Genomic DNA, 19,314 nt, shown 5'->3' with positions numbered 1-19,314 from the left:
GTGCAGGCATTATTTTGTGGGGAACCCTCAGCCCCAAAGGGGAGAGGGTTAGGGTGAGGGGCAAAGCTTTACCTCTCTTCCCCGCAGCGCTACAATGCCCGCCCTTAAAGTGGGGGATCTCCCCTTACCGCTGCACCAGGTGCACGCGGATCTGACCTGTCATCAGAACGAGAACAAACATGTTTAAACCGGAACTCCTTTCCCCGGCGGGAACGCTGCAAAATATGCGTTACGCTTTCGCCTATGGTGCCGACGCCGTTTACGCGGGCCAGCCGCGCTACTCGCTGCGCGTGCGTAACAACGAATTCAACCACGAGAATCTTCAGCTCGGCATCAATGAAGCGCATGCCCTGGGCAAAAAATTCTACGTGGTGGTGAACATCGCGCCGCACAACGCCAAGCTGAAAACGTTCATTCGCGACCTGAAGCCGGTCGTGGAGATGGGGCCGGACGCGCTGATCATGTCGGACCCGGGTTTAATCATGCTGGTTCGGGAGAACTTCCCGGAGATGGACATTCACCTCTCGGTGCAGGCTAACGCCGTCAACTGGGCAACGGTGAAATTCTGGAAACAGATGGGGCTGACCCGCGTCATTCTGTCCCGCGAGCTGTCCCTCGAAGAGATCGAAGAGATCCGCACCCAGGTCCCGGATATGGAGATCGAAATCTTCGTTCACGGCGCGCTGTGCATGGCCTACTCCGGCCGCTGCCTGCTCTCTGGCTACATCAACAAGCGTGACCCGAACCAGGGCACCTGCACCAACGCCTGCCGCTGGGAATATAACGTTCAGGAAGGCAAAGAAGATGACATCGGCAATATCGTGCACAAACACGAGCCGATCCCGGTCACCAACGTTGAGCCAACGCTGGGTATCGGCGCGCCTACCGACAGCGTGTTTATGATCGAAGAAGCCAAACGTCCGGGCGAATACATGACCGCCTTCGAAGACGAGCATGGCACCTACATCATGAACTCCAAAGATCTGCGCGCCATCGCACACGTCGAGCGTTTAACCCAGATGGGCGTACACTCCCTGAAAATCGAAGGCCGCACCAAGTCTTACTACTACTGCGCCCGTACCGCACAGGTGTATCGCAAAGCCATCGACGATGCCGCCGCCGGCAAACCGTTCGACACCAGCCTGCTGGAAACGCTGGAAGGTCTGGCGCATCGCGGCTATACCGAAGGTTTCCTGCGTCGTCACACCCACGACGACTACCAGAACTACGAGCATGGCTACTCTATTTCCGAACGCCAGCAGTTTGTAGGCGACTTCACCGGCGAACGTAAAGGTCCGCTGGCCGCCGTCGCCGTAAAAAACAAATTCACTAAAGGCGACAGCCTGGAGCTGATGACGCCTCAGGGCAACATGAACTTCCGCCTGGAGCACCTGGAAAACAAAAAAGGTGAGGCGATAGAGGTCGCACCTGGCGACGGCCATGTGGTCTGGCTGCCGGTTCCTGAAGAGGTAGAGCTGGAGTTTGCGCTGCTGATGCGTAATTTTGAAGGTGAAAATACCCGAAATCCACACGGCAAATAGTCAATCAACGGGATTTTTTCACGCTGGGATAATTCTTAGAATCGGATCACATACCGCTTCGTTCAATACGGGTATTATCCCCCCGCTGAAAAACATAACCCATAAATGCTAGCTGTACCAGGAACCACCTCCTTAGCCTGCGTAATCTCCCTTACGCGGGCTTATTTTTTTTACCCCTGAAAGTTAAAATGGAGTTGCGTTGACCTGGTGGGGGGTCGTGTCGGCATTTGGCATAGCATATAAGGGAATCGTACAGACAAAGGATCTGTATCCCATCTTTTAATGGATTAGAGAAGGATGAAAACTATTCGGAACATTCCTAATTGTAAGAGATGGCAGCCCCCTTACTCTTGATTCAAGAACAGCCTACGATTCACCTGGACGGAGAGAGATGAAGTGACATTCCCAAGTCAGTTTTCAAAGGATATTCCAGATTACGAAATCGCACGTAGTCTTGGTCTTGCCTCTGGCTGCGATATAAATTTCACAGCACTTGCAGGTCAACTGGACTGTAGCAGAAATTTTAATCAGGCCGGGATTATCTACTCAGACGGTGCACGTCAGTGGTTAGTAAGGCCATCAAGAAGAATCGCGACACCAAACGAAAGCTCGGTTAGTCATGTAGTCATAACCAAAGTAAATGCCTCGTTAGTTAACCCTGTTCAGGCAACAACGGCGACGATTAAGTCCCCTTCCCTGGCAACTGAAATTGGTTCAACGGCAATTTCCTGCGGAGCCGCAATACTTACTGTTGTACTTGCGGCAGGTGCCGGCATGGCTATTCCACTCACCGCAGGGTCTTCCGGTGCTATAGCCGCTGTGATCTTGGCCGGTGGTGTTGCGACAGGAATTCAATGTGCAAATGGGCTTGGCCGCCTGTCGTTGATTGCTATGAATCATGATGACTATGTTGCGTGGATGGACTCCCAGGAGTGGTATACAGCAACCAACACAGCCCTGGATGCGATTTCTCTTGCCGGGGCTGCTGCGGGTTTAAAAAGCGCTGTATTGACCTATCGCCTTCTTAACCGTTCATCGTCTGAGAGTTTGCTCTCTTTATTACAAAAAATGAGCCGGGCTGACCGTACGCGATTAACAGAGGAGATTATTCGTATCCGCAATCCCGGCATCTCGAATTCAGGTGTAAAAGCCGCAATGAAAGCAGGCGTGTATCCTAAACGTTATCCGTCAGAAGCGTTGCAGTTGCTCTTACAGCGTGAGTTGCTGAACACCATTTCAAATTCCTCTGCCTTTGTTGGAAGTGCTATCTCAGGAAATATCAGAAATCCGCAGAATGTTGCACAAACGGGTAAATACATTTTTGGTTTAATTCAGTCTTTTTCATTTACAGGAAGTTATTGACTCGTCCATGATGAAATACATTAAAAATAGCCTTACATTAAGTGCCTTGGTTAACAGTAAAATGGCGACCGATGATCTCCACCAGCTTGAAACATTAAAAGAAGAATTAAAAGATCAGTTCGGCGTTCCTGTGGGCGTACATATGACAGGGATTCCTCTGGCAGTTAGCACATTACTTGCTATTTTTTGCTACGCCATGGTGCAAGTTTCCCTCTGGCTGTTGCTGTTTCGCTGGCTCGGCTTAGCTGAATTTAAGGTTATGATGGGAGTATTCATTGCAGCAATTGTGTATTGTCTGATAGTGATGAGCACGATGTTTCTGACTACACGGGGATCTTTGCCTGGATATAAACTGCATATTTTCGTCATTACGCTGACAGGCATAATGAGCATCGTTTATTTCATCTGGACAGGGATTTCGCTTTTAATCGGCCCTGTTGAGAACTACACACCGCAAATAACCTCTTTGTTGGGGCTGGTTTTTTTCTGTCTGAACATTAAGTGGATGGATTCATCGATTTTTTACCGTTCAATTGCGCTAACGCTACATAATCGGGTCTGGCGTAAGCAGCTCAAAATTGAGGCAAGGCCAACGTCAGGCCTCTAACGTTGACCACAATTGCCATTTGAGTACCAGTAACAGCCATGTAAGCGCTACGGGGTTCTTTGGTCGGGTTCAAAGGCCCCCTTACGCGGGCTTATTTTTTGCCTTTCATCCTGTTCTTACCCGCTTTTTCCTTCTCTGGGATACACTCTTTCTATAGTTAAAAAAGGGAGCAACCCGGATGGCATCCTATCCAGACAGTTTATTAATTCTCAATGGCAAAAGTGCAGGCAACGATCTGTTGCGCCAGGCGATCACCGAATTGCGTGAAGATGGCGCGCGCATTCACGTGCGGGTGACCTTTGAAAAAGGCGATGCGGCACGCTATATCGACGAAGGCATCAGGTTAGGCGCTGAGACCATCATTTCAGGCGGCGGCGACGGAACAATCAACGAGATCGCTGGTGCGCTTATTGACCTCAACACAGCACATCGCCCGGTGATGGGCATTTTACCGCTCGGTACCGCCAATGATTTTGCCACCAGCGCCGGCATACCTGAGGATTTAGGCAAAGCGCTGCAACTGGCTATCCTCGGGAAAGCGACCGCCGTCGACATTGCGCAGGTGAATGAAAGAACCTGCTTTATCAACATGGCAACGGGCGGTTTCGGCACGCGGATCACCAGCGAAACGCCGGAGAAGCTGAAAGCCGCGCTGGGCGGCGTCTCGTACCTCATTCACGGCCTGATGCGCATGGACACCCTCAAGCCCGACAGTTGTGAAATCCACGGTGAGAACTTCCACTGGCAGGGCGACGCGCTGGTGATTGGTATCGGCAACGGACGTCAGGCAGGCGGCGGACAGCAGCTTTGCCCGGAAGCCCTGATTAATGATGGTCAGCTACAGCTGCGCATTTTTACTGGCGACGGGCTGCTGCCCGCGCTGTTTACGACGCTGACGCAGCCAGAGGAGAGCCCCAATATCATCGCCGGGAAATCCGCGTGGTTTGAAGTGATCGCCCCACACGGCATGACCTTTAACCTTGATGGCGAACCGCTGAGCGGAGAGAAATTCCGCATCGAAGTTGTTCCGGGCGCGTTGCAGTGCCGATTACCGCCGGATTGTCAGCTCTTGCGCTGATGGTTTGCCGGGTGGCGGCTACGCCTTACCCGGCCTACAGGACCGATCGCGTAGCCGCCACCCGGCTACCTAATACACCGCCACCTCCCGCGCCATCTCGCGGGAATACTGCTGTGAGGCATTGACCAGCATCCGCGTATAGTCGGTTTTGGCCTGCCCGGCGACCAGTTCGTCCACCGTCAGGCTTTCAAGGATTTTGCCATACTGCATTACCGCCACCTTCTGACACAGATGGGCAATCACGCCCAGATCGTGGGTCACCATCAGATAGGTCAGGTTCGACTCACGCTGAAGTTCCGCCAGCAGGTTGAGGATTTCCGCCTGCACCGAGACGTCCAGCGCCGAGGTAGGTTCATCCAGCAGCAGCACCTGCGGCTCCAGAATCAGCGCCCTGGCAATCGCCACGCGCTGGCGCTGCCCGCCGGAAAGCTGGTGCGGATAGCGATCGCGAAACGCCCGGCTAAGCCCAACTTTATCCAGCAGGGCGTGAACGCGCCGCTCCCGATCTTTTATGCGGTGAATGTGCAGCGGCTCTTCCAGAATATCGCCGATGGTGTGACGCGGATGCAAAGAGCCGTACGGATCCTGAAATACCATCTGCACCCGGCGGCAGCGTTCCTGGCTGATACGTTTTTCCAGCCGCTTGCCGTTAATCGCCAGCTCGCCCTCCCAGTGGGTAAACAGCCCGGCAAGGCATTTCAGCACCGTGGTTTTGCCCGAACCGGACTCCCCCACCAGGCCGTAAATCTCGCCGTCCCTCACGCTGATATTCACATCGTCCAGCACCTGATTACGCTTCTCGCCCTCGCCAAACGTCAGGTTAAGGTGTTGTATCTCGATCATCTCTGCTCCTTACTCGTTGAGCCAGCTGGCCTGACGCTGTAATACCGGCAGAGTCGGTCGGCGATGGTTGATTTCCGGTAGCGCGCTGATGAGCCCCTGGGTGTAGGGATGCCTGGCGTTGTGCAGATCCTTCGCGGCAATCGACTCCACCACCCGTCCGGCGTACATCACCAGCACCCGGTCGCAGAAGCTGCGCACCAGGTTGATGTCGTGGCTGATAAAGATCAGCCCCAGACCGCGGGACTGCACCAGGTCGTCGAGCAGGCCCAGCACCTGCAAACGCACCGACACGTCCAGCGCCGAAGTCGGCTCGTCCGCAATGACCAGCTCGGGATCGGCGATCAGCATCATGGCGATCATGATGCGTTGCCCCTGCCCGCCGGAAATCTCGTGCGGACAGAGGTGATACACCCGCTCCGGCTGGCGAATGCGCACCACATCGAGCATCTCCAGCACTCTGGCTTTGGCTTCCGCCTTGCGCCCCGGATGATGGGTCAGCCAGGCTTCGGCAATTTGGTCGCCCACGCACACCACCGGGTTAAGGGAGTATTTCGGGTCCTGCATGATCATCGAGATGCGCTTGCCGCGAATGCCGCGCATCTGCGCCTCGCTGACGGCCTGTAAATCGACATCGCCAAACTGCATCCGCGCGGCGCGGATCTGCGCTTTGGCCGGATGCAGGCGTAGCAGCGCCCGCCCGACGGTGGATTTACCGGAACCGGATTCACCGACAATCGCCAGCTTTTCACGTCCGAGCTGGAAAGAGACGCCGCGCACCGCGTGGGTGACCGCGTCGCCGTTGATAAAATCGACGTGGAGATCGCGCACGTCGAGCATCGGGTTATTCGCTACGAGGATCGAGGATGTCACGCAGGCCATCTCCTAAGAAGTTGAACGCCAGACTGTTGATCAGGATCGCCAGCCCCGGAATAGTCACCACCCACCAGCACTCCATCATGTAGGTACGACCGCTGGAGATCATCGCTCCCCACTCCGGCTCCGGCGGCTGTGCGCCAAGGCCAAGAAAGCCCAGCCCGGCGGCGGTGAGAATGATCCCCGCCATGTTCATGGTGATGCGGATAATCACTGACGGCAGGCACAGCGGGACAATGTGACGCCACAGTACGCGCACCGGGGAAGCACCCTGAAGCCGCACGGCGGAGATAAAATCGGCCTGGCGCAGAGAGAGGGTTTCGGCGCGCGCCAGACGGGCAATCGGCGGCCAGGCGGTGAGCGTAATCGCAATCACCACGTGCTCCAGCCCCGGCCCGAGCGCCGCGACAAACGCCAGCGCCAGCACCAGGCTCGGGAAGGAGATAAAGATATCGGTGACGCGCATCAGCACCGCGTCCACCCTGCCGCCGAAGTAGCCTGCGGTCACGCCCAGCAGCAGTCCCAGCGGGCCAACGGTCACGGAGACCAGCAGCACGATGTAGAGCGTGATGCGCGCGCCGTACACCAGCCGGCTGAAGATGTCCCGGCCAAACTCGTCGGTGCCGAACCAGTGCAGTGCGTTCGGGGCGACCAGCGCGTTATTGAGGTCCTGCACCAGCGGGTTGTACGGCGCGATCAGCGGGGCAAACGCCGCCACAATCAGCAGCAGCAGGATAATCCCGCCGCCGATGGCGGTGAGCGGATTGCGCGCCATCTTGCCGACGAAGCCCGCGGCGCGGCCCAGCGTGCGTCTGATACGCTGGCGGCGTTCGGATGGCCCGGTCCCCAGCGGCGAATCCAGAGAAACGGTCATGATTTCGTCCTCGGGTCAAAGAGTTGATACAGCATGTCGGAGAGCAGGTTCAGCATCACGAAGATGACCCCCACCAGCAGCACGCAGCCCATGACCGCGTTCATATCCCCGAGCAGCAGGCTGCCGGTGAGATACGAACCGAAGCCCGGCCAGGAGAAGACGGTTTCAATCAGCACCGCCCCCTCCAGCAGCGAGCCGTAGGCCAGCGCCACTACCGTCAGGAGCTGCACGAGAATGTTGCGAAACGCGTGATTCCAGATCACCTGACGTTCAGTTAAGCCCTTCACCCGGGCAGTGATAATGAACTCCTGCGACAGCTGCGCCAGCATAAAGCTGCGGGTCATGCGGCTGATGTAGGCCAGCGAGTGGAAGCCGAGCAACGACGCGGGCAAAACCAGATGGTTAATGGCGTTCCAGAACACCGCGCCGTTTCCGGCCAGCAATGCATCCACCGTCATCAGCCCGGTACGGCGCGGGACTACCCCCTCCAGTCCGAGATCCAGACGCCCCGCGCCCCCCACCCAGCCAAGCCAGGCGTAGAACAGCAGCAGCCCCATCATCCCGACCCAGAAAATCGGCGTGGAATAACCCGCCAGACTGATGATGCGCACCACGTAGTCGGAAACGCTGTTGCGCCGCGCCGCCGCCAGTACGCCCAGCGGAATGCCCAGACCCGCACCGACGATAATCGCCATCGTCGCCAGCTCGAGCGTCGCCGGGAAGACGCGCAGAATATCGGCAGTCACCGGTTTACCCGTCAGCAGGGCATTGCCCAGATCGCCGTGCAGCAGGTTATTGAGGTAAATACCGAACTGAGCCAGCAGCGACCGGTCGAATCCCAGCTGGTGATAGACCTGCTGATAGGTGCTGTGGTCGGCATCCGGTCCGACAATCGCCAGCACCGGATCGACGGGCATTACGCGACCGATGAAAAAGGTCAGCAGCAGCAGACCGAACAGCGTCACCACCACCTGCGTTAACCGCTTTGAGAAGCGCCGGGTCCGTGAGCCGGGCGCGAGAATTGCCACACTCATTTGTCACCTCCGGTTTTGTAGACCTCACGCAGGAAGGTGGTGGCCGACGGGTGCGACTGGAAGTTCTTCACCTCGTTACGCACCACCACCGAATCGACCATCTGTGACAGGGGGATCATCGCCGGGATCAGCGCGTCGTAGCGGACGTGGATCTGCTGGTAGTCGGCGATCTGTTTTTCCGGATCGCGCTCCAGCAGGGCCTTGTCGATCATTTCGTTGAGCGGCTTGTCGTAGAAGCTGGTACGCCAGCCCTGGAAGTTGGTCAGACGGGCTTCATCGCTGTTGTCCGGGTTATAGACCAACGCCCGCAGGCTGGAGTGCGGATGGGGTTCGACGCCGCTACCGCCGCGCCCCACCAGCATGTCGAACCTGCGCTCGCGCATTGCGCCGTAGATCTGGTTCCCGGTGCCGGTGATGATTTTGGCGTTAATCCCCGCCTGCATCAGCGTTGACTGCACCGCAATGGCAATATTCAGGAACGGCTGATCCGCCAGCACCCTCAGGGTCGTATCAAATCCGTCCGGATAACCCGCCTCTGCCAGCAGCTTTCTGGCACGAGGGATATCGAGCTTATAGCCCGGGTCCGGCAGCGTTGATGGCATACCCGCCTTGATGGGGCGCTGGTGCAGCACGCCGTAGCCCGGCATCAGCGCGCTGTTGATGCCCTGATAGTCAATCAGATAGCGCACCGCTTCGCGCACCTTCGGGTTAGCGAAATGGACCTCTTTCATGCTCATCGCCACGTAGTAGACCGTGCCTTTCTGCACGGCTTCGACGGTGAGCTGCGGGTCTTTGCGCAGGGCGTTAATGTCCGCCACCGCCATGTTGTTGGCAACGTCGAGGTCGCCTTTCTCAATCATCAGGCGCAGGGTTTGTGACTCCTGGAAATGACGCAGCACCACCCGACTCATTTTGGGTTCTTCCCGCCAGTATTGCGGGTTGCGCTGCATGCGCAGCACATCCTTCGCCTGCAAGGTTTCCAGCATAAACGGGCCGGAACCCGCTTCGTTGGTGGTAAGCCAGCGGTTGCCCCAGTCGTTATTCACCGCGTGCTGCTGCACCGTTTTGCTGTCGAGCACGCCGAGGTTGCCGAGCGCGCCGAGGGAGTAGATCACCAGCTGCGGATCGTTAGGCTTAGGCAGAACAATTTGCACCGTGTAGGCATCGGGGGCGCTGATTTGGCTGTCGATGTTTTGCTTAGAAAATCCATACGACTTCCACACCGACGCCTGGGCAAGGTTGAGGTGCAGCAGACGGCGCATCGACCAGACCACATCCTCCGCCGTGAGCGGGTTGCCAGAGTGGAATTTAACGTCGTCACGCAGGTGAAAGGTCAGGGTTTTACGGTCCGGCGAAATATCCCAGGACGTCGCCAGCGCGGGCCTGACGTTTGTGAGCGCGTTCGGGTCCAGCTCCACCAGCGAATCGTAGAGATTGACCACTATGCCGACCACTTCGTTACCGGTCATCGCCGCCGGATCGAGTGTCAGGAGGTTGTTCATATTCATGCCGATGATGAGCTGGTCGGGCGGCGTTTTCGCGTACGCCGCACCGCTCCCCATCATCAGCGAGAGCGCGAGCAAGCACGCCCCGGCTAAGGGAGATCGTTTCATGTATATATCGCCTGTAGGGTACGTTTTTATCTGTCAGTCGTGGCTGACGGTATTGGCTTCGATATATGCAAAATTAATGTCTTCGCCCAGTCCCGGGCGGGTCGGCAGACTGACCATGCCGTTTTCGTCCATCGGGTCCACCAGGCTGTTGAGGTACGCCGCCGGTTGGTCGTAGTCGAGGAACGGGTGCAGCAGGCCGCGCTCGTACCAGCGGCAGTTTTTGATGGCGCCAATCACCGCCAGGCTGGCCGCGCCGTTGCCGTGTATTTCGCAGTCCATGCCAAAAGATTCCGCCAGGTTCGCCACCTTCAGCGTTGGGGAAATGCCGCCCACGCCGTTCGACCCCGCGCGCAGGATGTCGCACGCCCCGGCTTTGATCCAGTCCGCGCGGCTGTGGTGCTTTCCGCCCAGGCTTTCCGGCCCGATAACCGGAATCGAGAGGTTCTCCGCCAGCCACGCGTAGGAGGCCATGCTCTCCTCTTCCATCGGCTCTTCAAACCAGGCGAAGTCAAGCTTTTCCAGCGCTTTGCCGATGTACAGCGCCTCGGTACGGCTGTACCAGTGGTAGCCGTCAATCATCAGGTCAATGTCCGGGCCAACCGCTTCACGCACGGCGGCACAGGCTTTGACGTCCATCTTTGGATTGGGGGCGAAAGAGACCGGCGGCATCCAGGTGTGCAGCTTGATGGCCTTGTAACCGCGCGCCACCAGCTTTTCGGCAAAGCTGGCGTACTCCTCCGGCGTGGATAATCCGCCCGGCAGATCGTCGCCGCACATGGTGCTGCCATAGGCCGGCACCTTATCGCGATAGCCGCCAAGCAGTTTCCAGACCGGCAGGTTGAGCTTACGGCCAATCAGATCCCACAGCGCCTGTTCAACGAAGCCCAGCGCACGCTCGGTCAGCTGATGCGCGCTTCCCCGCTGCCAGTGCGCCAGATCCTGCCAGATGCGTTCCCGGTTGAATGCGTCCTGCCCCACCAGCACTTTGCGAAAGAAGGTATTGACCACAAAGGGGCGCACCACTTCCGGCGGCGCGAACGAATATCCGCGGGTGCCCTCTTCTGCCGTGATGGTCAGCATCGCCATTTTGGCCATGCTCTCCGGCCCCGGATGCGAATGCCCCGCGGCGTCAGAGACCCGACGCGTCGGGTACTGAAAAACAGTGACGTTTACAGATTCAATTTTCATTATCGGTCCTTAAGTCCGGCGATAAGCCCAGAAGCAGAAAATGACAAAGGGGTTTTATGATTTTAAAAATGCGTTTCAGTATGTAATTTAAGCATAAAAAATCAGCACGTCCTCGGACAAAACGCGTTAAGGAGAGGCTATTTTTTGGGCATATGCACGGTCGGACGTGACAATTTTCACAAAAGCGCGGGGAAATGTGAGGTTGATCGGGGGACGTTATTTGAAGGTAAGCGCAGAAGCAGGAATATGCTGACCGGCAACAACCCGCGGAAACTTCTGCGCTTACAAATCAGTCAACTAACCCGCTTCCGGGGCTGGAACGGCAAGCTTTTCCAGCAGCGCATGCATAGACGCATACCGGCCACTGGCATTGTTAAAGCTGGCATGATGGCACGCTGGCGAGACGATGAGGGTTTTGAGCCCCGCACTAAGGGCGGCACGGTAGCCGCTCTGGCTGTCCTCAATCACTATGCACTGCGAGGCCGTCAGGCCTAATTTTCGCAGCGCCGAGAGATAGACGGCAGGGTGCGGTTTTCCGTAGCGTTCATCGTCGGCGCTGCAAATGACCTCAAAATAGTGACCCATCCTGAGTTTCTTAAGCACCGCATGCACGATTTCATGCGACGAAGAGGTGGCAAGTGCAATCCGGTAACCTGCCTCACGAAAATACGACATCACGTCGTAGATGCCCTCTATCGCTTTGCCTTCCCGGCCAATCAGTTCGATGATGCGCAGACGAATGGCCGCTTCAATCATTTCAGGATCGGCCTCAAGTTTGCAGTATTCGCACCAGGTCCGGGCAATCTCATCCAGCCGCTTGCCTTTCGTCAGTGACTCACACTCTTCATCGCTGACCTCAGCACGCCAGCCTGCCAGAGCTGCTTTCTGCGCCTGACGCCACAGGCCTTCGGAGTCAATGATGACGCCATCCATGTCAAAAATTACCGCCTTAACATCCATCATACGTCTCCGTGAATGGCCCGACGCTGCCGTCAGGCCTGAATAAATTACGAAATTCCGACCGTTTCACCCTTACAGGTTTCCTGACGAACAAACCCAGGCTGTTCAACCCGAATAAACGGACACAGGATGAAGGCCACGACATACAGCGCCGTGTAGGCAATGACCACGCCGAGCGTGCTGAACCAGGGCAGCAGCACCACGGCAATCGCCGGCGCAAGGAAGTTAGACAGACCGGCTGACAGGTTATACACCGAAATCGCCGCCCCCTTGTGCCGCGGCTCCAGCGCCGGGAACACCGCCGCCATCGGTACGAAGGCCGCCACAAAAATCCCCAGCGCGATGGCCGGCACCAGTGCCATGGCAAAGTTATGCCCGAAGTGCTGCGGAATGTAGTAAAACGCCAGGCTCGAGAGCGCCATCCCGATACAGCCAAACCAGCGCACCACCCGCATCCAGCCCATTTTTTCCGCCACCACGCCCCAGAAGACGTTCGAGAAGATGGTGGTGAAGAAGAATACCGCCCAGACCTGAAGCCACTCGGAGGTGGTGAAGCCCAGTTCGTCAACAAACATCATCGGCATGATGACGGCAAACCCGAACAGGGAGAGGGTGTTGATGATACGCACCATGCTGGAGAGCAGAATACTGCGGTTGGTGTAGAGCAGCGTCGCTGCACGGCCCAGCTCGGCGAATTTTTCCCGGGTGGAGAGAGTCTGCATATGCCGTGGCGTTTCCACCTTACGCATAGAGACCAGCGCAATGATCCCGCCGGTTACGCAGAATGCCAGCGCCAGCCACAGCGTGCCCATCTCCCCGATGTGCGGAATGGTAAAGCTCGGAATGTAGCTGCCGAACACGCCGATGCCGATAGAGTAAACCGCCCAGAACCAGCCCAGCGCCGCGCTGGTACTGTCGCTGCGAACGTTATGCACAATGGCGACGATAAAGGCATAGAGGAACAGCGGATAGGCCAGGCCGCGGATCCCGTAGAACAGCAGAATTAATGCGTAATTTGCCTGACCCAGACCAAAAACGAGAAACAGGACGTGGAAAACGCACCACAGGACGAAGCCAATCAGCATGGTTTTTTGCGGGGTGATGATTTCAGCCACCACGCCGGAGATCCACGCGGAGAGCGCCGCCGCGAGACCGTAAAGCGTGAAGGCGAAAGAGGCTTCAGCAGGCGTGAAGCCCAGCGCCTTAATATAGTGCGACAGGAATGCCAGCTCGAAACCATCGCCCGTCATAAAGACCGCGATAGCGATATACCCCCAGACCAGACTCAGGGGTAATCCCAGCCATTGTTTGTTATTTAACGACATATTGACCTCGTTTTTAGGGTACAGGGAACCGCTCCGGCAGCATCGCCGGAGGGTCTTTGCCACAGAATTATGGGTTTCGGTAGTTCAGGTCGTTTTGGTAAAGCGCGTTAAACTGCTGGTAACGCGTCATCAGCGCACGGTGGCGCGCCGGATCGCTGCGCCAGGTTTTATAGACTTCAGGTTTTTCGCACACGGAAGCCAGCGGCTTACCGGCTGCGAGACAGGCCAGCCGTGCAGCCCCCAGCGCACCGCCGGTTTCGCCGCCCTTATGCGTCACCACCGGCATCGCCAGAATATCGGCCAGCAGCTGGGCCCAGAAGGGGCTCCGCGCCCCGCCGCCGACGAGGGAGCACTGTTCAATCTGCGTGCCGCTCTCCTGCAACACGCGAAGGCCATCGGCAATACCGAAGCTGACGCCTTCCAGCACCGCATACCCCATCAGCGCACGCTGGCTGGAGTGCGTTAGCCCCCAGAACATGCCCCGTGCACAGGGATCGTTATGCGGCGTACGTTCCCCGGAAAGGTACGGCAGGAACATCGGCGCGCTCGCTTTCTCCGCATCGCTTAGCTGGGCGATCTCCTCAAGCAATGCCAGCTCCGTGACGCCCACCAGACGGCAAAACCACTGTAGACAACTGGCGGCGCTTAACATCACGCTCATCTGATGCCACAGGTTTGGCAGCACGTGACAGAACGCGTGCACGGCAGACTGGGGCGCCGGACGGTAGGCATCCGTGACCACAAACAGCACGCCGGAGGTGCCCAGCGAAATAAACGCATCGCCCGGCGAAACGGCCCCAACCCCTATCGCGCTGACGGCGTTATCTCCCCCGCCGCCGGCAACGATAACCGAGGGGTTCAGACCCCACCGCTGCGCTACCGCAGGTTCGAGTAGCGCCGAGACCTCACACCCTTCCACCAGCGCAGGCATGGCGGCACGCGACAGCCCACATTTTTCCAGCAGTGCATCCGACCAGTCTCGTTTTCCCACATCCAGCCACAGCGTCCCGGCCGAGTCCGACATATCAGAGATTTTTTTTCCGGTCATTTTGAAGCGCAGATAATCCTTCGGCAGCAGCACGGTGGCGAGACGGCTGAAGTTCTGCGGCTCATGACGGCGCACCCAGAGCAGCTTTGGTGCCGTAAACCCCGGCATTGCCAGGTTCCCCGCCACCTGGTGCAGTTCGGGCGCCATCTCTTCCAGCTCTGCGCACTCCTGCGCGCAGCGGGTGTCATTCCACAGGATGGCCGGACGCAGGGGTTCACCCGCGGCATCCAGCAGTACCGCACCGTGCATCTGCCCGGAAAGGCCAATGGCTTTTATCGCCTGCCAGTGGTGGCCGCACTTCTCCCGGAGGGTGGCAATCAGGTATTCGGTTGCCTCCCACCAGGATTCCGGCGATTGTTCAGACCAGTGCGGCTTCGGACGCTGTATCGTCAGCGGCGCGCTATGGGTGGCGACAACGCCGTTGTTTTCGTCAATGACCAGCGCCTTTAATTCTGATGTGCCAAGATCGATGCCCAGATACATACCCACCTCTCACTTAATCAGCGCGTAGACGTCAGCGATTTTTTCACGCAGAAGCGCGGCAAAATCTTCCCGGCCGGTCAGATCGCCAAACAGGGCGGTATCGCTGGCATATCGGGCTATCGGATCGTCCGATTCGAACATCGCATGTACCGCAGAGGCGTTGAGGATACCGTCCTGGTATTCATATGGCAGCTTGCCGTGATGCCACTGCTCCATATAGACGTAGAACAGCGCAGGCAGCATAGCGGTAGCGTCAGGACGTACGCCGCGCTGGTAACATTCACGCAGCGTTGGGGCTATCATCGCCGGGATCTTCGAGAACCCGTCGGCCGCGACGCGCTGGTTGGTGTCCTGAATCCAGGGGTTGGTAAAACGCTTAAGCACCACGTCGCGGTAGGCTGGCAGATCGATGCCATTATCTCCCAGGCAGGGAATGACATCTTCCGTCACGTAGCGGTCGGCAATCTTGTAGATAAATTCTGTCAGCGTGCTTTCATGGATATACTGCTGCCCGACCAGAGTACCCGCCCAGGCGATACAGCTATGGGAGGCATTGAGGATGCGGATCTTCGCCTCTTCATAAGGGATGACGGATCCCACCAGCTCCACGCCCACCGTTTCCAGCGCGGGACGAACGTCGCGGAAATTGTCTTCAACCACCCACTGAATAAAGCGTTCCCCCATAACCGGGGCGTTATCGTCTATGCCCGTCCGGGCCTTAATGCGCGCCGGGAGATCGGCCGCCGGACGCGGTGTGATGCGATCCACCATGGTATTCGGACAGGTCGCATTAGCGCTCAGCCATTCGATGACCCTCTGTTTGCCGCTGAGGGTTAAGAATTCAATCAACCCGTCGTGGAAGCGCTCGCCGTTATGCCGCACGTTGTCACAGTTAAGCAAGGTTACCGGACCCGCTCCGTTCGCCATACGCGCTTCGAGGATGCGGGCAATTGTCCCGTAGATGGTTTTACAGCCGCCCTTAATATCGCTCGCCAGATCGGCATTGGCCACATCCAGCCTGTGGCTGGTATCCAGATAGTAGCCCCCCTCCGTCACGGTAAACGCGATGACCCGAGTCTGCGGGTTCGCCCCTTCGGCAATCAGCGGCTGCAAATCCGCCTGCCACGGGATCAGCGTCTGAATCGAGGCGATCTCTTCATAGTCTCTCTCGCCTTCCGGGCTGACGGTCTCCAGTACATATCGCCCCTTCTGCGCGGCCAGCGCCTGCACCACATGTTCAGCATCGTTGCGTATGTTGCCCGCAGCGATGTGCCAGCGCGTATCGCCGCCGGCAATCAGGCGGTGCAGATACCACGCCTGATGCGCACGATGAAAAGACCCCAGCCCAATATGTAGCCATGTGTATTTCTCGGTCATTGTTCTGTTCTCCAGTGAGGTTATGGCTGAACTGTAGATGATCATTTGATTAAAATAAGAGCTACAGATCACAAAAGAACAAATGACCATTCAAATAACAAATGACCAATAAAGAGCAAACCGCTTGCCTCAGCGCGGAGCACCCGCCAGAATGACAGACAATTGTTGTGGGTGTTGACCGCCCTCAACCCCACTCTTGAGGCAGGTAAACGTGAGCAAAGAAGATGACATCAGGCTCGATCAAAAAGTGCGGGCGGCATGGATGTATTACATCGCCGGGCTTAATCAAAGCGAAATTGCCAGCCAGCTCGGCACATCAAGACCGGTGGTGCAGCGGCTGATTGCCGCCGCGAAAGAGGAAGGCATTGTCTCGATTGGGCTTCATCACCCTGTCGCTAACTGCCTCGATTATGCGCAACTTCTCGCGGAAAAATATCACCTGACCCACTGCAACATTGTGCCCGTCTACCGCAATGAAAGCGCGCTGGATAGCGTGACGTTTGGCTGTTATCAGCTGATGGCCCGCTACCTGCAAGGTGATAAACCCACGGTTGTCGGAATTGGCTCCGGACTGACGCTAAAAAAAACCATCAAGCGTATCGATTTTGACAGCCACAACACCCGCTGTGTCGCCCTGATCAGCGCCATGAACGAGCACGGGCAATGTAACTATTACGATGATGTGCCGTTGCTGCTGGCGCGTAAAATTCAGGGAAAATATTACCAGTGGCCGGCGCCGCGCTATGCTCAGTCCAGCGAGGAGCATGAGATGTGGTGCTCAAACCGCCTGTTCCGTAACGTCTGCGCCGTGGCGGATGCGGCCGATGTGATTTTTGTCGGCATCGGGGCGCTGGGCAGGCAGAGCCCTATCTTCAAAGACGGGTTTATCGATGAGGCACAGCTGGAAGAGTTGACCCAGCGCGGTGGCGTTGGCGAAATACTCGGACGCTTTATCGATGCCGACGGCAACGTCATCGACAGCCAGATTAATCGCTTTATTACCAGCTACGATATTCGCCAGAGCCAGTGCCCACGCATTGCGGCCGCCTGCGGCGAGGATAAACGCCCGGCGATCCTTGCCGCCCTCAAAGGCGGCTGGGTAAACGGTCTGGTGACGGATGAACAGACCGCGCGCTGGCTGCTGACGCGTCAGGGCTAGCCCGTGACGCTCTGGCTGCCAATCAGTTCCGGTGGGATCTCAATACGCCTGACCGAGGTATCACCGGAATCGAGAATTTCAAATACCTTCTCCAGCATCGCCGGGACGTCCTGGCGCACCATGTCGATATCATGTCCCAGCAGAGAGACAAATGGGTCCCAGTCAAAACAACCCATCGGCGGCTGATTTTGGCCGGTCTGCCCGTATTGGGCCAGCCAACGTACCACCCCCTCCAGCGAAATGGTCGAATTGACAAACAGCCCCTTTAGCGCCGTCGATGGCGACGGGAAGGTGGTTCTGAGCTGCTCCTCCACGCGCGATGACGAGTACCCGGTGACCAGCAGCTGCTGTTCCGGAACGGTCAGCCCATGGGCCTGATGGGCATCAAGGAACCCGCGCAGGCGCTCTGCGGTGTTGTTATCACTCCGGCGTCCGCCCACGAAGGTCAGCGGAGCCAGCGAACCAAACCGTTTAAAGCTGCTGGCGAGGATCCGCTCTGTCAGCATCTTCGCGCCGCCGTAGTTATCCGAAATGATAGAGGGCGCCAGGGTACCCGGCAGATCAAGATTTAGCGTAGGTACGCCCGCCTGATGACAGAGTTCAGCAATTTTGTCCGGGTGTGTCGCCCCCGTGGCAATGACCCAGTCAACCTGCCAGGAGAGCATGGCACGGGCGGCATCCAGCTCGAGTTCCGGCTGTCGGCGTGTGCAGGTAATAATCGGCAACAGCCCTCTGGCACGCGCCATCTCTTCGAATTTTTCCGCTATAGAGCCGAAATAGCGGTTGTCATATTTCGGCACAATCATGCCGATAACGTTCGATTTCTTGCTGCGCAGCAGGCTTGCCTGACGGTTAACCGCGTAGCCCTGCTCTTGTGCAATGCGGGTTACCTTCTCTGCCAGGCTGGCGCTGATGCGGCGTTTCTTCCAGTTGCCATTCAAAATAGCACTCACCGCGCTGGCAGAAACGCCGGTGAGTTCCGCCAGATCGTAAATGGTCGTTTTCTTCGTTTTCTCAACGCGCGTCACAAAATCGCCTCTTCATTTTGAATGTCTCTTGCTGGAGAAATAAGCAAGTGCTAGATCTGCTTCATCGATTGAGCAGTTTGCTTCACGCGTCAGTCAGAACCCCCGTTCTTCACGCGAAAGCAGACACACCCTAAAAATCATCTCTGCATAAAGGATTATAAAATGAATCACTCTGTCCCCTCCATGAATAGTTCCCTTCAGGGCAAAGTCGCTGCTATCACTGGCGCCGCCTCAGGTATTGGCCTGGAGTGTGCAAAAACGCTGCTCGGCGCTGGCGCTAAGGTGGTGTTAATCGACCGGGAAGGCGAAAAGCTTCAGCGCCTTGTCGCCGAGCTGGGCGAGAACGCGTTTGCCCTGCAAATCGATCTGTTCAAACCCGAGCAAGTCGACGCGATGCTGAGCGACATTGTCAGCCTCGCCGGCGGCCTGGATATTTTTCACGCCAATGCAGGCGCCTACATCGGCGGGCCGGTTGCTGAAGGCGACCCGGACGTCTGGGATCGCGTACTGAACCTGAATATCAACGCCGCGTTCCGCTGCGTTCGCGCCGTACTGCCGCATATGATTGCGCAGAAGTCAGGCGATATTATCTTCACCAGCTCCATTGCGGGCGTGGTGCCGGTTATCTGGGAGCCGATCTACACCGCGTCCAAATTTGCCGTTCAGGCGTTCGTGCATACCACCCGTCGTCAGGTCGCGGAACATGGCGTGCGCGTCGGAGCCGTTCTGCCTGGGCCGGTAGTGACGGCTCTGCTCGACGACTGGCCGCAGGCCAAAATGGATGAAGCGCTGGCAAACGGCAGCCTGATGCAGCCGATTGAAGTCGCAGAATCGGTGTTGTTCATGGTGACCCGTTCGAAGAACGTTACCGTCCGGGATCTGGTGATTCTGCCTAACAGCGTCGATCTTTAAGGGCCGCAA

17 protein-coding genes are annotated in these 19,314 nt (G+C 57.3%); 6 read left to right on the top strand and 11 right to left on the bottom strand.

Annotation, left to right across the window (positions count from 1 at the left end; genetic code table 11):
• The first annotated feature begins 179 nt into the window (after positions 1 to 179).
• From trhP to yegS, 4 genes are all read left to right on the top strand, one after another.
• Positions 180 to 1,541 (top strand): prephenate-dependent tRNA uridine(34) hydroxylase TrhP, encoded by a 1,362-nt coding sequence (trhP, locus tag O1722_RS08000; protein WP_017383261.1) that lies wholly within the window; start codon positions 180 to 182, stop codon positions 1,539 to 1,541.
• A gap of 396 nt (positions 1,542 to 1,937) precedes the next feature.
• Entirely contained in the window at positions 1,938 to 2,903 is a 966-nt protein-coding gene (locus O1722_RS07995) for an Ssp4 family T6SS effector (protein WP_033487327.1), read from the top strand.
• A gap of 7 nt (positions 2,904 to 2,910) precedes the next feature.
• On the top strand, positions 2,911 to 3,510 hold the full coding sequence (locus tag O1722_RS07990; RefSeq protein WP_050515890.1) for a hypothetical protein: 600 nt from the start codon (positions 2,911 to 2,913) through the stop codon (positions 3,508 to 3,510).
• Positions 3,511 to 3,688: 178 nt separating this feature from the next.
• Positions 3,689 to 4,588, top strand: a complete 900-nt coding sequence (yegS, locus tag O1722_RS07985; RefSeq protein ID WP_015572360.1) for a lipid kinase YegS — start codon at positions 3,689 to 3,691, stop codon at positions 4,586 to 4,588.
• A 69-nt stretch (positions 4,589 to 4,657) separates the two neighbouring features.
• On the opposite strand, the gene O1722_RS07980 is transcribed toward yegS, so the two are convergent.
• The 10 genes from O1722_RS07980 to dalD all read right to left on the bottom strand — a co-directional run bounded on the left by O1722_RS07980 (position 4,658) and on the right by dalD (position 16,206).
• A complete protein-coding gene (locus tag O1722_RS07980) occupies positions 4,658 to 5,431 on the bottom strand; it encodes an ABC transporter ATP-binding protein (protein WP_032104609.1) in 774 nt (257 codons plus the stop codon).
• A 9-nt stretch (positions 5,432 to 5,440) separates the two neighbouring features.
• Positions 5,441 to 6,301, bottom strand: coding sequence for an ABC transporter ATP-binding protein (locus O1722_RS07975; RefSeq protein WP_023295029.1), 861 nt, complete (start codon positions 6,299 to 6,301; stop codon positions 5,441 to 5,443).
• Entirely contained in the window at positions 6,273 to 7,178 is a 906-nt protein-coding gene (locus O1722_RS07970; RefSeq protein WP_015572358.1) for an ABC transporter permease, read from the bottom strand. The genes O1722_RS07975 and O1722_RS07970 overlap by 29 nt, the downstream gene beginning before the upstream one ends.
• Positions 7,175 to 8,212, bottom strand: a complete 1,038-nt coding sequence (locus tag O1722_RS07965; protein ID WP_017693076.1) for an ABC transporter permease — start codon at positions 8,210 to 8,212, stop codon at positions 7,175 to 7,177. Before O1722_RS07965 ends, O1722_RS07970 begins: the two co-directional genes overlap by 4 nt.
• Positions 8,209 to 9,825, bottom strand: coding sequence for an ABC transporter substrate-binding protein (locus O1722_RS07960; RefSeq protein ID WP_100151235.1), 1,617 nt, complete (start codon positions 9,823 to 9,825; stop codon positions 8,209 to 8,211). The genes O1722_RS07965 and O1722_RS07960 overlap by 4 nt, the downstream gene beginning before the upstream one ends.
• Positions 9,826 to 9,858: 33 nt before the next feature.
• Entirely contained in the window at positions 9,859 to 11,013 is a 1,155-nt protein-coding gene (locus O1722_RS07955) for a mandelate racemase family protein (RefSeq protein ID WP_015572356.1), read from the bottom strand.
• A 297-nt stretch (positions 11,014 to 11,310) separates the two neighbouring features.
• Positions 11,311 to 11,976 (bottom strand): HAD family hydrolase, encoded by a 666-nt coding sequence (locus O1722_RS07950; RefSeq protein WP_080296615.1) that lies wholly within the window; start codon positions 11,974 to 11,976, stop codon positions 11,311 to 11,313.
• A gap of 44 nt (positions 11,977 to 12,020) precedes the next feature.
• Positions 12,021 to 13,298: an RbtT/DalT/CsbX family MFS transporter gene (locus tag O1722_RS07945; protein WP_017693074.1), complete on the bottom strand. Its 1,278-nt coding sequence runs from the start codon at positions 13,296 to 13,298 to the stop codon at positions 12,021 to 12,023.
• A 67-nt stretch (positions 13,299 to 13,365) separates the two neighbouring features.
• Entirely contained in the window at positions 13,366 to 14,829 is a 1,464-nt protein-coding gene (gene xylB, locus O1722_RS07940; protein ID WP_033487330.1) for a xylulokinase, read from the bottom strand.
• 9 nt (positions 14,830 to 14,838) lie between these two features.
• Positions 14,839 to 16,206, bottom strand: a complete 1,368-nt coding sequence (gene dalD / locus O1722_RS07935) for a D-arabinitol 4-dehydrogenase (RefSeq protein ID WP_033487331.1) — start codon at positions 16,204 to 16,206, stop codon at positions 14,839 to 14,841.
• A 211-nt stretch (positions 16,207 to 16,417) separates the two neighbouring features.
• Here dalD and O1722_RS07930 point away from each other — a divergent pair, with 211 nt between their 5' ends.
• A complete protein-coding gene (locus O1722_RS07930) occupies positions 16,418 to 17,365 on the top strand; it encodes a sugar-binding transcriptional regulator (RefSeq protein WP_023295033.1) in 948 nt (315 codons plus the stop codon).
• On the opposite strand, the gene O1722_RS07925 is transcribed toward O1722_RS07930, so the two are convergent.
• On the bottom strand, positions 17,362 to 18,393 hold the full coding sequence (locus O1722_RS07925; protein WP_033487332.1) for a LacI family DNA-binding transcriptional regulator: 1,032 nt from the start codon (positions 18,391 to 18,393) through the stop codon (positions 17,362 to 17,364). The genes O1722_RS07930 and O1722_RS07925 overlap by 4 nt on opposite strands.
• Positions 18,394 to 18,555: 162 nt before the next feature.
• Between O1722_RS07925 and O1722_RS07920 the strand changes: the two genes are divergently transcribed.
• On the top strand, positions 18,556 to 19,305 hold the full coding sequence (locus O1722_RS07920; RefSeq protein WP_162230620.1) for an SDR family oxidoreductase: 750 nt from the start codon (positions 18,556 to 18,558) through the stop codon (positions 19,303 to 19,305).
• Positions 19,306 to 19,314: the final 9 nt, after the last annotated feature.

This window comes from Enterobacter cloacae complex sp. HYC003_NIDB (genome assembly GCF_056673375.1).
The sequence above is the reverse complement of the archived record's forward strand: the minus strand, read 5'-3'. Positions and strand labels throughout refer to the sequence as shown.